The 15540-nt window shown below is 60.2% G+C and carries 11 protein-coding genes; 3 read left to right on the forward strand and 8 right to left on the reverse strand.

Annotated elements, in window-relative coordinates; translation table 11 throughout:
• Nucleotides 1–16 precede the first annotated feature (16 nt).
• Both ABLE86_RS12790 and ABLE86_RS12795 read right to left on the reverse strand, forming a co-directional pair.
• Nucleotides 17–1090: a DUF4917 family protein gene (locus ABLE86_RS12790; RefSeq protein ID WP_348779342.1), complete on the reverse strand. Its 1074-nt coding sequence runs from the start codon at nucleotides 1088–1090 to the stop codon at nucleotides 17–19.
• A 241-nt stretch (nucleotides 1091–1331) separates the two neighbouring features.
• On the reverse strand, nucleotides 1332–1895 hold the full coding sequence (locus ABLE86_RS12795; protein WP_348779343.1) for a hypothetical protein: 564 nt from the start codon (nucleotides 1893–1895) through the stop codon (nucleotides 1332–1334).
• A 213-nt stretch (nucleotides 1896–2108) separates the two neighbouring features.
• Here ABLE86_RS12795 and ABLE86_RS12800 point away from each other — a divergent pair, with 213 nt between their 5' ends.
• The 3 genes from ABLE86_RS12800 (at nucleotide 2109) to ABLE86_RS12810 (ending at nucleotide 4941) form a co-directional block, all read left to right on the forward strand.
• A complete protein-coding gene (locus ABLE86_RS12800; protein ID WP_348779625.1) occupies nucleotides 2109–2948 on the forward strand; it encodes a hypothetical protein in 840 nt (279 codons plus the stop codon).
• The gene (gene istB / locus ABLE86_RS12805) at nucleotides 2938–3747 is read left to right on the forward strand and encodes an IS21-like element helper ATPase IstB (protein ID WP_348779344.1); all 810 of its coding nucleotides are present in this window, start codon (nucleotides 2938–2940) and stop codon (nucleotides 3745–3747) included. The genes ABLE86_RS12800 and istB overlap by 11 nt, the downstream gene beginning before the upstream one ends.
• 141 nt (nucleotides 3748–3888) lie before the next feature.
• Nucleotides 3889–4941, forward strand: a complete 1053-nt coding sequence (locus tag ABLE86_RS12810) for a hypothetical protein (protein ID WP_348779345.1) — start codon at nucleotides 3889–3891, stop codon at nucleotides 4939–4941.
• A 293-nt stretch (nucleotides 4942–5234) separates the two neighbouring features.
• Here the strand turns inward: ABLE86_RS12810 and ABLE86_RS12815 are convergent, their stop codons facing one another.
• The 6 genes from ABLE86_RS12815 to ABLE86_RS12840 form a co-directional block, all read right to left on the reverse strand.
• Nucleotides 5235–6152: a TIR domain-containing protein gene (locus ABLE86_RS12815; protein WP_348779346.1), complete on the reverse strand. Its 918-nt coding sequence runs from the start codon at nucleotides 6150–6152 to the stop codon at nucleotides 5235–5237.
• A gap of 52 nt (nucleotides 6153–6204) precedes the next feature.
• Nucleotides 6205–6915, reverse strand: coding sequence for an adenylate/guanylate cyclase domain-containing protein (locus ABLE86_RS12820; protein ID WP_348779347.1), 711 nt, complete (start codon nucleotides 6913–6915; stop codon nucleotides 6205–6207).
• A gap of 6 nt (nucleotides 6916–6921) precedes the next feature.
• Nucleotides 6922–7734, reverse strand: a complete 813-nt coding sequence (locus tag ABLE86_RS12825; RefSeq protein WP_348779348.1) for an E2 domain-containing protein — start codon at nucleotides 7732–7734, stop codon at nucleotides 6922–6924.
• Nucleotides 7735–9150 carry an adenylate/guanylate cyclase domain-containing protein gene (locus tag ABLE86_RS12830; protein WP_348779349.1) on the reverse strand — a complete coding sequence of 472 codons (1416 nt, stop codon included), beginning with the start codon at nucleotides 9148–9150 and terminating at the stop codon, nucleotides 7735–7737.
• A 412-nt stretch (nucleotides 9151–9562) separates the two neighbouring features.
• Nucleotides 9563–13357 carry a vitamin B12-dependent ribonucleotide reductase gene (locus ABLE86_RS12835; protein ID WP_348779350.1) on the reverse strand — a complete coding sequence of 1265 codons (3795 nt, stop codon included), beginning with the start codon at nucleotides 13355–13357 and terminating at the stop codon, nucleotides 9563–9565.
• A 650-nt stretch (nucleotides 13358–14007) separates the two neighbouring features.
• Nucleotides 14008–15534: an inorganic phosphate transporter gene (locus ABLE86_RS12840; RefSeq protein WP_348779351.1), complete on the reverse strand. Its 1527-nt coding sequence runs from the start codon at nucleotides 15532–15534 to the stop codon at nucleotides 14008–14010.
• Nucleotides 15535–15540: the final 6 nt, after the last annotated feature.

The following is a 15540-nucleotide window of genomic DNA, read 5'->3' on the forward strand; positions in this document are numbered from 1 at the left end:
TGCTACTTGTCCGGCATTAAGGATACGTCCACGGATTGGCCGTCGCTGCGTCATAGAAGGCGACTTCGAGCGGAAACCTGTCGTCACGCATGGCCGCTAAGCTGTTCGCCTTGGCAATGATCTGCTGGTTGCTTGGTGATCCGGGATCGCCGAACAGGCTGACGTAAAGCTTCTTGAACCGACCGGTTCCGAAGCGCCGCAAGATATGGTCATCGTTCTCTGCCAACGAATGCCCGAGGACAAAAAAGCAGTGCCGCCCCTGCTGCGCGTTCGCCGTTAGCTGCTTAAACCCTTGGTAGAGATAGGCGTTGTGTCGGATCTTCGCCTTTTTCTGCGCACTCGACCCTTCGGTGACAAACAGCGGGTATTTGTTGTCGTTGATCGCCCGCCGCGCCTGATCGATCAAGCGATCGTTCGTCCTGACCCAGGTGAACTTCTGTAGCTCCGTGCCAGCATCGAAGAGGTGCAAGGCTCCATGAAGGAAATGGATCTTGGCACTGTGCGCCCCGACTTCGCCCTGCCAGACGACATAGTCGGCCATGGAATCGTCTTCGTCATTCCCAAAACCGTCGTTCGTGGTGAGGTCGATGGCCTGCGTGAACGGATTGTCCTCGTGCATGAGGGTCCAATATAACAGCAGGTCGTAGTTCAGGGTGAAAACCTGACCGTCGTTTTGCCGCCCCAAGAACAGGCTGAGAAATCTCCGGCAGGCCCAAAATTTGTCGCGGGGAATGTCGCCGGGAACGTCCGGGTGGTTTCTAGCGATGGCGGTTAGAAGGATTTCCTTCAAAGCGTTGGCATCGGCCAGCATCTTGGCGGCTGCATCGGCATGCCCAGGTGTATATATGCCCGCGAGCAGCGCGCCGGCTTCGAGGTTCTTGATGGCAATCTCGAAATCCTGCGTTCCGAGAACTTCGAAGACTTTTACCAGCTCTGGGTTGTTGGAAAAATCCGCCGCGCTGAAGAGCGATCCGTAATGAAAGATATCGGGGCAGCACGCGATGCTAAACCCGTTTCCGATCAAGAGATGGCGCTTTGAGAATTCGCGGGAATCGGCGATTGCCTCGGCAAAACTCACCAGATCGACCATGCGAACTCCCCTGCGCCCCTAGAAAGTCGATCCTATACTTCGAGCTGTGACATACAAGATCGTTGATGTCGATCGTGGCGTTGCGGTCGTCGGCTTATAAGCGAATCTGGGCGTCGCATAACGTCGGTTGAAAGCGCCTTGTGGCATCGATTGGTGATCTGCGGAATATCAGTTTTGGGTTCAAAGTTGACGGGAGTGGAAGTGCCCGATGCCCACCTCGCTGTTCTCATCGGAGAGCCTATCAGAACTGGTTTTTCAACGACTGGGTCACGCTGAACGGCGGAAAGTTAGGTCTTCGCCGCGTACTGTTCAGTAGGTCGTAATACTGCGCCCATGCAAACTCGTTCGCAATCTCGGCGGGTCGGTCATAGGTGTACATGTCGAGATAGTCGTCGATCTTGCCCGTGACGCGATAGCGGGCTTCTGCGACGGGTGTGACGTAGAGTCGAATGGCATAGCGTATATTGTTCAGGAACTCCGCTAGCGTGCTGACATGGTATGTGAATAGATGCGTGTAAAACCAGTCCCAGCAATCTGGCAGCGCCGCGTAGGCTTGGCTCTCATTAATCGTAACGCCGTTCTGTCCGAGAATCTTTTGAAGCCTAGCAGCTTGTCCGCCGAGACGCAGGAAGTTGTGCTTCCCAATGTCTCCGCTCATGCGGATGAAGTCGATGCGCTTGATAGTTAGATCGACCTCCACCTCGATATTCGACAGCCATACCTTCGGGACGAAGGTAGAAGCCTCAAGCCATTCGGCAAAATCGTGAACCAGCATTGCGAGGAAATCGAGATTCGTCCCGATCAACGGGCTCTCGCAAACGCGCGCGAGATAAAAGAGGGTTGTGTGATCGGTGGCCTTGTTGCCTTGGGGTGGCTTTGGGAGTCCGAAGGGCATCGGCCCTTGGCTGTTGATTTCCGCCAGGAACTGACCCGGGATTAGCGAATATTTCCATCGAGAAGTGACCCATGTTTGAACCTTGCCCCGCGTGTTTTCAGCGGGGGCTATGGAGTGATCGACATGGCGTTATTGAGCGTGATCCGACGCTGGCATTTTCGAGAACATTTATCGATCCGGGAGATTTGCCGCAGGAGCGGACTGTCCCGGAACACCATCCGCAAATACCTGCGGTCGGGTAGCGTGGAGCCGAAGTTCAAGATTCCGGAGCGGCCGAGCAAGCTCGATCCTTTTGCCGACCGGCTGTCAGCCTGGCTGAAGACGGAGACAGTCCCTTATGCCGACATCGCGTGTCCGTTCGACGGCTTTGTGGAATACACCAAACGGGTCTCGCCCACCTGCCTCGTGCATCTGGAGCGCAACCGCTACAGCGTTCCGGCATCCTTCGCCAATCGGCCGGTGAGCGTTCGGGTCTACCCGGATCGGGTCGTCGTCGCCGCTGAAGGCCAGATCGTCTGCGAGCATCGCCGCATCATCGACCGTTCGCATGATCGCCCCGGCCAGACCGTCTACGACTGGCGGCATTATCTGGCGGTCGTGCAGCGCAAACCGGGTGCGCTGCGCAACGGCGCACCGTTCACCGAGCTTCCAGACGCATTCCGGACCTTGCAGCAGCACCTACTCAAGAAGCCAGGCGGGGATCGTGAGATGGTCGACATCCTGGCGCTTGTTCTTCAGCACGACGAGAAAGCCGTGCTGTCCGCCGTCGAGATGGCACTGAAGACCGGTGTCCCGACCAAGACGCATGTGCTGAACCTGCTGCATCGCCTGGTCGATGGCAAAACCTTCACACCGCCGACCGTGAATGCGCCGCAGGCCTTGGCGCTCGCCAACGAGCCCAAGGCCAATGTCGAGCGCTACGATGCGCTCAGGAAGGCCATGGAGGTGCGCCATGCGTCATAATCCTGCGAGCGGCGCTATCGTCATCATGCTCAGGAGCCTGAAGATGCACGGCATGGCCCAGGCGGTCGGTGAACTGACCGAACAGGGCTCGCCGGCATTCGAAGCCGCCCTTCCGATCCTGTCCCAACTCCTCAAGGCCGAGACCGCGGAACGGGAGGTTCGATCCGTCGCCTACCAGCTCAAGACGGCGCGCTTTCCGGCCTACCGCGACCTCAACGGCTTCGACTTCTTAAGCAGTGAGGTCAATGAGGCTCTGGTGCGTCAGCTCCATCGCTGCGAGTTTACCGACGAAGCCAACAACATCGTCCTGGTCGGCGGTCCCGGCACAGGAAAGACGCATATCGCAACGGCGATCGGCGTTCAGGCGATCGAGCATCACCACAAGCGTGTCCGGTTCTTCTCGACCGTGGAGCTGGTCAATGCGCTCGAGCAGGAGAAAGCACAAGGTCGATCCGGCCAGATCGCCAATCGTCTCGTCCACTCCGATCTCGTGATCCTCGACGAACTTGGCTACCTGCCGTTCAGTGCGTCAGGTGGGGCATTGCTGTTCCACTTGTTGAGCAAGCTCTACGAGCGCACCAGCGTCATCATCACCACCAACCTCAGCTTCAGCGAATGGGCCAGCGTCTTCGGGGACGCCAAGATGACCACCGCACTGCTTGATCGCCTGACCCACCATTGTCACATCCTCGAAACCGGAAACGACAGCTTCCGGTTCAAGAACAGCTCAGCGCATGAGACCAAAACCACGAAGGGGAAAAGCAGGACCTTGACCACCACCGAACCGAAACATACCTGAAAGGCGGGTCAATTCTCGGCGGAAATCCCGGGTCAGTTCCTGGCGGAAATCAACAAGCAGGCAAATACGAGCGCTCCCGGTGCCCGTCCGCATCTCAATCTCGTCGCCCTCTCGCACTTCGACGAGGATCATCTGAGTGGGATGGTCGATCTGCTCAAGACGTTCTCCGTCGACACGCTTCTCTTGCCCTATCTGGCCCCCTGGGATCGCCTCATCGTCGCGCTCGACGAGCGCGCCAATGCAGGCAGCGACCTGTTCAGCTTTCTCTTTGCTCCCACCGCATTCCTCTCAGGGATCGAGGGCGCAGAGATCGGCCGCATCCTTCTTGTCCCGCCGAGCGGGGAGGGGCCGGCTCTCGCGCCGCTGCTGCCGCCGGACGGTTTCGACCCCGACGAACCGAGTGCGCGCTTTCCCGAGGTTGAGGCCAAAAGAGCGCCGCTCGAGGCAGAAGATGAGATCGAAGGACCCTGTTGGGACGGCGGCCTCGCCCATAGCAATGTCGAGGTCCTGCAGCGCGGCGCGGCAATCACAGTCGACCGAGCTTGGGAGTTTGTCCCCTATAACGATGCCAGCCTCTCCGGCTTGGCGACGCCGACCTTCAAGAAAGACGCGCGCGATCTCGCTAAGCAGCTCGTCGGAGCGTGTACGAAAAGCGCCCGGAAAGCGGCCCTTGACGATCTCATCAAACTTTACGATGGCCAGTACAAGACGCGTGGTTCGACGAAGATTTCTGCCGAGCGGCGCAACAAAATCTCGCTCTTCCTCTACAGCGGGCCCATTGGAGAGGTCGAACTGGTCTGGATTACTGAGGAGGTGCGGCGGCACAGGTTGGAGCCGACACCTATGCCTACTCCGATCGGATGGCTGGGCACCGATCGGTTTGGTCAGATGTTCACCGGCGATGGCTATCTCAAGACGACGAAACAGTGGGGGAATTTCCAGACCTTCTTCGCGGCACACGACCGCCTGAAGCGGGGCGCAGTATTCCAGGTCATGCATCACGGCTCAAAAACCAATTGGCATCCGAAACTTGCCGCCAAGCTTGATCCGATGGCAAGCGTGTTCTGCTCGGACCCCGCAGGAAAGCTCAAGCATCCCTCAGAGGCGGTTCTGATGGATTTTGCTCCGTACAATCCGAAGCAGGTCGACGCCTTCCATGGCTGGTCGGTCTGCGGCCGTTATCGGTTTCGCTGACGTGCCATCGATTGAAGATATTGTCGCCTCGGTATCGGTCCTCATGGCTTTCCTTGATGCCACCCACTCATCCAAACCGTCCGCAATGCTGATTTTCCCGCCAAGGCCGACGTTGCAGGCATTCCGCGGATTTTGCCTACAACGCAAGGATCTCGGCGCTAAGCTCAGCGGGATGGCCCTCTCTGTGTTCAAGTTGGCTCTAACTCGAATCATAGGTTGGGCGGCATGTAATCCAGGAGATACCGAATATTGCCGTCCCGGCCCGTCAAAAGTCGTCATCCGATAGCGTAAGCTCAATTCCCTGCCGTCTTGACACCAAGTTGGTGAACGATTTTCCGTATTTGAGTACATACGGGACCGAGCAGCGCGGGTAAGTCCTTGGCCTCTCCAGGACTGTACGATGCAGGCGTCAGCCCGTGCAGGTCGGATGGGAGCGTCAGTCCCGGAAGCTTGGGAAACACCAAGATGCTTCTCCTGCGCCCGAGCCGACCCATGAACATCCCGAGTTCAAAAAGAACGTTGTCGCGGATCGTGGGCTTGCGATCGCCGCGATTCGTTTCGACTATGTCTTCAAAAAGTGCGACCGCTATGCCGAAATCGCTTTCGGCGACGGCCGTCTCCAAGGATTCCAGCGGATAGCCGCCGGCCCAGAAGACACCGTTGGGCCACACTGTTGCCAGGACATCGTGCTGGAGGCCAGCCTGAATTTCATTGGCAACTGTTAGTCCTTCCACTGAAGACATTATAAACATGCGAGGCTTGTCGTTCGGAGCAGCCATATGTCTGTTTCGGTCATATAGTCGCCTTGACAGTTCCTGCGCGACCGATCGCCATATCAAGGGTGGAAACTTGTCGGCCAGTCTAGTGAAATCGCTGCCAGCCATTTTTACCGCCACGACCGTCTCCACCGCGACGACGGAAGCGGCGCGCCGCTGTGAAGGCTCGATTGCAGCCATCTCTCCGACGTGGTCACCGCTCTTGAGTTGCCGAACCTCCTGTCCTTTGACAACGATGGAAACCTGCCCGGAAACCAGGAAGAAGACATCGTTGTCCTCGCCGCCTTCAGCAATCAGGACGTCGCCTGCCTTGAACTCGACGAGCTCTCCTCCGGATGCGATCGCTTCGGCAACCGCGGTGTCTCCACTATCGAACTGACGTTTCAGACTGCCGATCAATGCTGCTCGATTCTCACCCTCGAAACGTTCCTTCACGACGGCTCCTTGCTTGTTCTATGAAAATTGCTCAGGCAACAGGGGGCTCGTTTCAAGGCTTCTTCCATTGACTTGATCGGTAAACCGTCTCTGTGTCGTCGCTGAAGTTGAAGGGCCGCGCCTCCCACATATTTTTCCCTTGCTCGTCGAATTTGGCCTCCTTGCTCAGCTTGTTATAGGTCCGGCTGGAGATGTAGGTGCAGTATCCTCCGTCTCTGACATCAGACAATTTTGCGGAAAAGCTAGCCGCCTTCCCGATCCAGATGAGATCATTGCTGTTCCGTATCCCCGAGCGGACGGCTCGGATTTCCCCGACATCGATGCCCGAACAGTTTCGTATCTCTATGCCGTTGTCGGATATCGATTTGAATTGCTTTGCCGCCGCAGGCTGGATGATCTTGCGGACACTCCAGTGGATTTCCCGCCCGCAGATGGAGGCGTTGCTGTTCTTGGAATCACCGATGAAAATGCCCATCACGCGATCGCCGTCGAAGCTGCGCACATGCCCGCCATGCTTGATTATCAGACGGGTCGAGCAATCCAGAAACGCGCGGATTATCTTCGCCGTCGTGGACCAGGGGCATGTCTTTGACAGTTTCGCTGAACCCGCGAGATCGGCATACAGGAAGGCGGCTTCGATCTTCACTGCGCCGTTCTTCAACGCCACATCGTCAGTGGCCGGCACGACCCGCCCATCACGCTGGTCGAAGTCAGTGCGGAATAGCGTTTCGACCCGATCCTTCAGGAAATTTTCACTAGCCATGGCAATTCAAGCTTCTCCAGAGTTCACGGCGCCCCTTTGAAAGGACCCCTGGGATCCGCTTCCCGAGTTGCCCGAACACAAGACACCATCCGAGGCGGGATCGCGCAGGCCGCATCTCAGCATCGTTCCACAGCATTTCTCTCCACAGGCGCGCGCAAGCCAGTAGAAGTCAGCCGTCTTCTTCCTCCGATGCCGCTCCTGCTTGATCAGCGTGGCAACCGCTTCGGGTCGACAGCAATCCGCCCGGGATATCCGCTTTCGGTTCTTCCGGCAGCCCACAGGGCAGGGCAGCCAGCTATTCTTCAATCGATCTCGCGCATTGAGTTGAAGACCACTGTTGGAAAACCATGCAGGCTGGCCTGCAAGCATTTCCATGTACTCGTTCTCGATTCCCAGTTCCTTGGCTGCCGCAACGGCTGCGAGTTGGTGCGGCCCCGCGGCGCCGTGGGCCAGCTCCTGTTGCGGAGGCCAGCGCCCAGTCCTTTGCGCCACTCGTTGAAGCTTGAGAAAATGCCGGAGCAGACCCCACCAGACAGTGGCGTGATCTGTCGAGACGATCCCTTTGCCCGCCTTGAACCCGATGCAGAAATGCTCATCCGACTGCAGGTGACGTTCATGGCAGATCCTGGGATAACAGGTTCCAGGCACCTGTTCCTGAACGGCCACTTCGCCACCCTGATCATGCACCCTGAGATCCACTTCGATCACGCCGACGGCATTGTCGAGTTGGACATAGGTTGTCCCAAGTATCTCAGATTCGGCGCGGCTGCGGACCTGGAACCAGTCTGGGACCGCATTGAGGATATGATCCAACGGCAATCACCGTTCTCCGGCGCTGTAGGGAGCCGCTGCGGCGCTGACCGTCCCACTGCTCACTATTGGAGGCGAACCGAGATGCTCTCCCACCGATTCCGCATCAAGGCCCAAAGCGACACCACCTTCAAACAGTCTCCGGATGCTCGCTGGAGCATGTGAGAATGCCGTCGGGCCAAGTGCGGTCTGATCGCCCGAGCAGTCTGCCTGGAGGTCTTCAGACCGTGAGACCGCCCTGCTGACCGAGCATCGGACGCTTCGTTCCCCACGGATCCCAATCCGGGTGATCGGCGTCTCTCCGAACTCGAGGCCGATGGCGATCCCCAGCTTGTCGAGACCACCGAGTTCATCCTGGCAGAGCTCGAAGCTCGAGCGCATTCCGCCGGCGGCCTTCACCGCCGAGACCACGGAGGCGGAAGCATCTGTCTCATGCGAGGTGCCCTCGGCGAGGAGGCCATGGATGCAGTCGCCGATGAACCGCACCTTGCGACCGGAATAATCTTCGGACAGGGTGGCCGCCAGTTCGCTGCGGATGACGTGGAGGTTGGAAACCATCTCGCCGATCCTGTGCTCGGCGATGCATTCGTCGACATACTTCGTGAAGCCGTCGATATCGCCGAAGATCGACATCAGCCCCATCCGGATGGAGTTGGACGGCATCAGGAGAGCGAAGTCGATCGTCTTCAGTGGCGGCGTGTGCCTATGGAATGAGAAGGTGGCGTCGGTACCAACATCGAGGACGAAGCGGCTTCTTGCGCGGGATGCAGCCGTCACGATAGCGGCGTCGGAAAGGCGTTTGGACTGGAAGCCCCTGTGCGCCGACAGCCCGATGTTACCCATGGACGAAGTCGGGCTTGCTCGTTCGGCTGCAAGCGTGTCGATGCTGAAGAGCGGCTGCAGTCCAAGATCCTTTCGGACCCTGTTCGACATGAAGATGCCTTCCTCGTCGCCCTCGGCAAGCTTCGCTGCGTAGTTCGCGGGTGCTCCAAGGAATAGCGGCTCGCGCTCATCCTTTGTCCCGCTGTTCACGGCGACGGCAGAGCCGCTGTCAACGCCGACTCGCACGCGGGTGGAATAGCGGCCGTTCTCGGTGGTGCGACCGACTTCCTCGATCGCTCGCTTGGCGGCGTCAGCAAATGCGATCGCACGCTCCGCGCGTTCCTTCTCGTTGCCGGGTCCGGGAGGAGAAACGATGACGGCATGCATCCGCGCACCGTGGAAATCAACACGTTGGGCTTCGAATTCTTCGGCGACCTGATCGCAGGCTGCGTAGTTGAGGTGCAGCATGGAGAGGACGCGGCGATGACTGGCCTCAGTCTCACGCTCGCGCTCGGTCATCGCCGCCGCAAAGTCCAGCATCTGGATGTAGACGTGAACGCCTTCCACTTGAATAGCGGTGTCCGGCGGAACATCGAAGATCAACGGCTCCGACTTCCCGCCCAGTCTCATCTTGGCCTGTATCGTCGCCGCTCGGGCAGTCATGTAGCTTAGGTCGAAGCTTCTCAGGTTGATCGAGGCGGCTGGCGCAGTGGCTCGGAACGATCGGATACGCTGGAGACTCTTGTGACGGGACCAACTCATTACAACTTCCTCTAGGTTTGCCTTGCGACAGGTCGAATGCTGAATGACGGATGGGTGGTGCGAATAGGGTAATTCTACTTTCGCGATTGTTTCCCTGTTTGTTCCCTGAGGCATTTTCCGGGCACTTTTCAGTGCCCGGAAAATGCAAAATGTGGTGTTGGCCAGTTTCAGGTTCAAAAATGGCCAATACTCAGCCTATTTGGCCAGTACTAGGCTGGGTTTCTCACGAACTCATTAGTAGTAGGTCGAATTTTCAGCTGCAGCCGCTTGTCGCGCCGCAGGTGTCGCACTTCTCGCAGGTGCCGTTGCGGACCATGGTGAAGTTCTGGCACTCCGTGCACATGTTGCCGGTGTAGCCCTGCATGATCGCGCGGTTGCGGCGTTCCGCGGCCTTGGCCTTGGCCTCGGCTGCCTCCTGCGCGGCGGCGTCGGTGAAGAGTTCCGCGGCGGCTTCCTCGTGCTTTGCTTCTTCCGCCGCTTCCTTCGCGTGCTGCTCGAAGTCGCGCTTGAAGGCGGTTGCGCCGTCGCTATAGGCCGGCGCGCTGGCCTGGACGGCTGCCGCCGACGAGATCGAGCGCACATTGGAGCCCGAGAAGGCGACCGGAGCCGTGACCTTGGCGGGCGTGCCGGCCGGCTGCGCGCCGGCAAAGCCCTTGGGCTCTCCGCCCGGCAGGCCGGACACCACCTTCAGCGGCGCGCCGCGGGTCAGACCCTTGGAGACGGCCTGAGCACGGCCTTCGTTGATGCCGCGGCCGAGCGCGGTGTTGGAAAAGTCCGACGTGTCGACATGGGCAAGATCGTTGCGGCCGAGATAGGAGACGGCGAGCTCGCGGAACACATAGTCGAGAATCGACGTGGCGTTCTTGATCGCATCGTTGCCGATGACAATGCCGGCCGGCTCGAACTTGGTGAAGGTGAAGGCCTCGACATATTCCTCGAGCGGCACGCCATATTGCAGGCCGAGCGAGATGGCGATGGCGAAATTGTTCATCATAGCGCGGAAGGCTGCGCCTTCCTTGTGCATGTCGATGAAGATTTCGCCCAGCCGGCCGTCGTCGAACTCGCCGGTGCGCAGGTAGACCTTGTGGCCGCCGATGACCGCCTTCTGCGTGTAGCCCTTGCGGCGGTTCGGCAGCTTTTCGCGATCGTGCACTACCTTTTCGATGATCCGCTCGACGATCTTTTCGGTGACAGCGACCGCCTGGGCGGCCGCCGGGGCGGCAGCCAACGCCTCCACGGCCTCTTCTGCCTCCTCGGCGTCATCCTCGATCAGCGAGGCGTTGAGCGGCTGCGAAAGCTTCGAGCCGTCGCGGTAGAGCGCGTTGGCCTTCAGCGCCAGCTTCCACGACAGCATGTAGGCTTCCTTGCAGTCCTCGACCGTCGCATCGTTGGGCATGTTGATGGTCTTGGAAATGGCGCCCGAGATGAAGGGCTGGGCAGCCGCCATCATGCGGATGTGGCTTTCCACCGACAGGTAGCGCTTGCCGATCTTGCCGCAGGGGTTGGCGCAGTCGAACACCGCCAGGTGCTCGTCCTTCAGGAAAGGCGCACCTTCGAGCGTCATGGCGCCGCAGACATGGATATTGGCGGCTTCGATCTCGCGCTTGGTGAAGCCAAGCGCCGGCAGCATCTCGAAGGAGAAGTCGTTGAGCTGCTCGTCGGTGAGGCCGAGAGCTTCCCGGCAGAAATCCTCGCCCAGGGTCCACTTGTTGAACACGAACTTGATGTCGAAGGCGCTCTTCAGTGCCGCGTTCAGCGCCTCGATCTTCTCGTCGGTGAAGCCCTTGGCCTTGAGCGAGCCGGGATTTATACCCGGCGCCTGGTTCAGGTTGCCGTGGCCCACCGCATAGGCCTCGATCTCGGCGATCTGGCTTTCGGTGTAGCCCAGCGTGCGCAGGGCTTCCGGCACGGCGCGGTTGATGATCTTGAAGTAGCCGCCGCCGGCCAGCTTCTTGAACTTCACCAGCGCGAAGTCGGGCTCGATTCCGGTGGTGTCGCAGTCCATCACTAGGCCAATCGTGCCGGTGGGCGCGATCACGGTTGCCTGCGCGTTGCGGTAGCCGTGCTTTTCGCCGAGCTCGATGGCCCGATCCCAGGCGGCGCGGGCGTGCCCGATCAGTTCGTCCTGCGGGCAGTCCTCTGCCATCAGCGCAACCGGGTTGACCGACAGGTTCTCGTAGCCGGCCTTGTCGCCATAGGCGGCGCGGCGGTGGTTGCGCATCACGCGCAGCATGTTGTCGGCATTGCGCTCGTAGTCGGCGAAGGCGCCGAGCTCGGCGGCCATCTCGGCGGAGGTGGCATAGGCCACGCCGGTCATGATCGCGGTCAGCGCGCCGCAGATGGCGCGGCCTTCCTTCGAGTCATAGGGGATGCCCGAGGTCATCAGCAGGCCGCCGATATTGGCGTAGCCGAGGCCGAGCGTGCGGTACTCGTAGGAGAGCTTTGCGATCTCCTTCGACGGGAACTGCGCCATCATCACCGAGATTTCGAGCACGACGGTCCACAGGCGCACGGTGTGCTCGTAGGCTGCGATGTCGATGTCGCCATTGGCCTGCCGGTAGGGCAGGAGGTTGATGGAGGCGAGATTGCAGGCCGTGTCGTCGAGGAACATGTATTCCGAGCACGGGTTCGAGGCGCGGATCGGGCCGGCTGCCGGCGAGGTGTGCCAGTCGTTCATCGTGGTGTTGAAGTGCAGGCCCGGATCGGCCGAGGCCCAGGCGGCATAGCCGATCTTTTCCCACAGGTCGCGGGCCTTCAGCGTCTTCATGACCTTGCCGTCCTTGCGGGCGGTCAGGTGCCAGTCGCCGTCGGTCTCCACCGCGCGCAGGAAGTCGTCCTTCAGCGACACCGAGTTGTTCGAGTTCTGGCCGGAAACGGTCAGGTAGGCTTCCGAGTCCCAGTCGGTGTCGTAGGTGCTGAACTCGATGGAGTTGTAGCCCTGCTTGGCGAATTGTATGACGCGCTTGATGTAGTTCTCCGGCACCGAGTTCTTCTTGGCGGCGCGGATCTCGCGCTTCAGCGCGGTGTTGATTGCGGGATCGAAGCAGTCGTCATCGTGGCCCTCGCAATTCACGCAGGCCGCCATGATCCGGGTCAGGTGCTGCTTGACGATCTTGGAGCCGGTGACGAGGGAGGCAACCTTCTGCTCTTCCTTCACCTTCCAGTCGATATAGGCCTCGATGTCGGGATGGTCGATGTCGACCACCACCATCTTGGCGGCGCGGCGCGTGGTGCCACCCGACTTGATGGCGCCGGCGGCGCGGTCGCCGATCTTGAGGAAGCTCATCAGGCCCGACGACTTGCCGCCGCCCGAAAGCTTTTCGCCTTCGCCGCGCAGCATGGAGAAATTGGAGCCGGTGCCCGAGCCGTATTTGAACAGGCGCGCCTCGCGCACCCACAGGTCCATGATGCCGCCCTCGTTGACGAGGTCGTCCTGCACGCTCTGGATGAAGCAGGCATGCGGCTGCGGGTGCTCATAGGCCGACTTGGACCTGGTCAGCTTGCCGGTGAAGGGGTCGACGTAGAAATGGCCCTGGCCGGGGCCGTCGATGCCATAGGCCCAGTGCAGGCCGGTGTTGAACCACTGCGGCGAGTTCGGCGCCACGCGCTGGGTGGCGAGCATGTAGGAGAGCTCGTCCTTGAAGGCGAGGGCGTCGGCTTCGGAGTTAAAGTAGCCGCCCTTCCAGCCCCAATAGGTCCAGGTGCCTGCAAGCCGGTCGAAGACCTGGCGGGCGTCGCGCTCGGAACCGTAGCGTTCATTTTCCGGCAGTTCGGCAAGTGCGTCCTCGTCGGCTACGGAACGCCACAGGAAAGAGGGGACGTCGTTCTCTTCGACCCTTTTCAGGCGGGCGGGCACACCAGCCTTGCGGAAATATTTCTGCGCGAGGATGTCGGCCGCGACCTGGGAGAACTGGGCGGGCACATCGATGTCGTCGAGACGGAAGACGATCGAACCGTCCGGGTTCTTGATCTCGCTCACCGCTTTGCGGAATTCGATTTCCGCGTAAGGCGATTGTCCATCCTTGGTGAAACGACGCTCGATGCGCATTGGTTCGTCCTCAGTCCTATATATAGCACCTCTCCGCAGCAATTTCCGCGGATAGGCGCGTGCCCTATCGATCCGGCCTTGCCAAAGGCCGGCGCCCCTATGCTCCGATCCGTCGCTAACGCCGCTGGCTGCCGTTGGTTGCGGCCGACAACTCGCATATGCGCGGGCCGGAAAGCCCTACTCTAAGTTTTAGACAATGAGTCTCTCGATGGAGAGATAAATCACATTACCTTGTGCTGGCCTTGCGGCGCAAATACTAAATGTAGTGCTCCAACCAAATTTATTCTAGTGTTACTCACAGGACGCCACGGAACAAAACGGAAAAAAGCCGTGCGTCTGCCCGCCGTTAAAAAACGGGGAAAACGCCCGGAACGCGTGGGAAAACCTGCTGAGACCGACCTAAACGTCTTGCCGGCCGCACTCTGAACAAGAGCACATGCCGCATATGAGACGACTCGGTTTTCGTCGTCAAGCACTCGTTACGGGGTTCCTGCGACACCCAATATGTTGTGTGGCACTTGTGTGGATAGCGGGGACAGGCAGGGCCCTAAGCAAAGCGGGGAGGTTGCTCTTTCCAGAGCCTTGCCGCGTGCCCTTCAACCAGGCTGTGGATTTCTTGCGACAGCCTGCAAGCTGCGTGGGGGCCGCAATCAGGATGAAAAAATGCCGAGAGCAGTGAAAAGCAGCGCCGCCAGCGCCGCCGAGGCGGGCACTGTGGTGGCCCAGGCGGTCACGATATTCGTCAGGTGAGTGCGACGCACCAGCCGGCGGCGGTTGAGCTCTTCGCGGGATAGCTGCCTGCGGGGGGCCTCTTCGTCTTCCGGGTCGCGCCGCATGTTCGGCTGCCCTGGCTTAAGCAGCCTCTGCCGCAGGAGAAAGGCGCGCCGGTGCGACGAATGCGCGATGTACCATTCACGGAAGAAGCCGACGCCGAAGACTGCGCCGACCGCGATGTGAGTCGAACTGACCGGCATGCCGAACCAGGAGGCGGCGATCACGATGATTGCCACGGCAAGCGCCACCGAAAAGGCCCGCATCGGGTTCAACTTCGTGATTTCGCCGCCCACGATGCGGATGAGCTTGGGCCCGTAGAGCAGCAGGCCGCAGGAAATGCCGAGCGCGCCGATCATCATCACCCAGCGCGGAATATCGACCACATCCGCGACGTTGCCCTGACGCGCGGCGTGGACGATCGCGGCAAGCGGCCCGATTGCATTTGCAACGTCATTGGCGCCGTGGGCGAAGGAGAGCAGGGCGGCTGCGCCCACCAGCGGCAGCCTGAAGAGGCGCCGCAGCGACCGATTGCGGTTTTCCATCCCTTGCGACTGCCTGGCGATGGATCTGTGCGAGACCGCCCAGGTTGCGGCGAAGAAGCCCAGGCCAATCCACATGCTGGTCTGCCAGGTAGATGCAGAGTGAAGCATCGGCACCAGATACGCCGCAAAGGCACCCGCCATCACCGCCACCAACACCGGAATCCAGCGCCGTGCAGCGGCTATCTTGTCGTCCTGATAGATGATGGCGGTCTTGATCAGGTATTGAAACATGATCGCCACCGCGGCGCCCAGGACTGGGGTAGCGATCCAGCTTGTCGCGATAGCCGCCATCGTCAGCCAGTTCACCGCCTCGATGCCAGCGGCCACAGCGCCGGCGCCCATCACGCCGCCGACGATGGCGTGGGTGGTCGAAACGGGCGCGCCGATCCAGGTCGAGAAATTGATCCAGAGAGCCGATGAGATCAGCGCCGCGAGCATGATGTGGATCAGGATTGTCGGATCGGAAACGGCTTCAGGCACCACGATTGCGGTCGAGATCGTGGCTACCACCGCCTTGCCTGCCAGAAGGGCGCCCAGGCTTTCGCAAACGGCTGCCATGGCCAGCGCGCCAGCCATTGTTATTGCCTTGGCGCCTACGGCGGGGCCGACATTGTTGGCAACGTCGTTCGCGCCGATGTTGAGCGCCAGGTAGGCGCCGACCGCCGCCGCGACCACGACGACAAGGGCGCGCGGTTCGCCGAAGACGTAGATCGAGGCGAGCATGCCGGCCAGCACCAGGAACACCAGCGCCAGTCCGGGGGCGACCAGGCCGCGAGCGACGAAGCCCGTTGCCTCCTCAATGTCGGTGATTCGGCCCAGATCCTTGTCGACTGTGTGCTTGCCGCGCGAACTGATGCTCATTGGTGC

Source organism: Mesorhizobium sp. KR2-14, assembly GCF_040049255.1.
Classification (GTDB): domain Bacteria; phylum Pseudomonadota; class Alphaproteobacteria; order Rhizobiales; family Rhizobiaceae; genus Pseudaminobacter.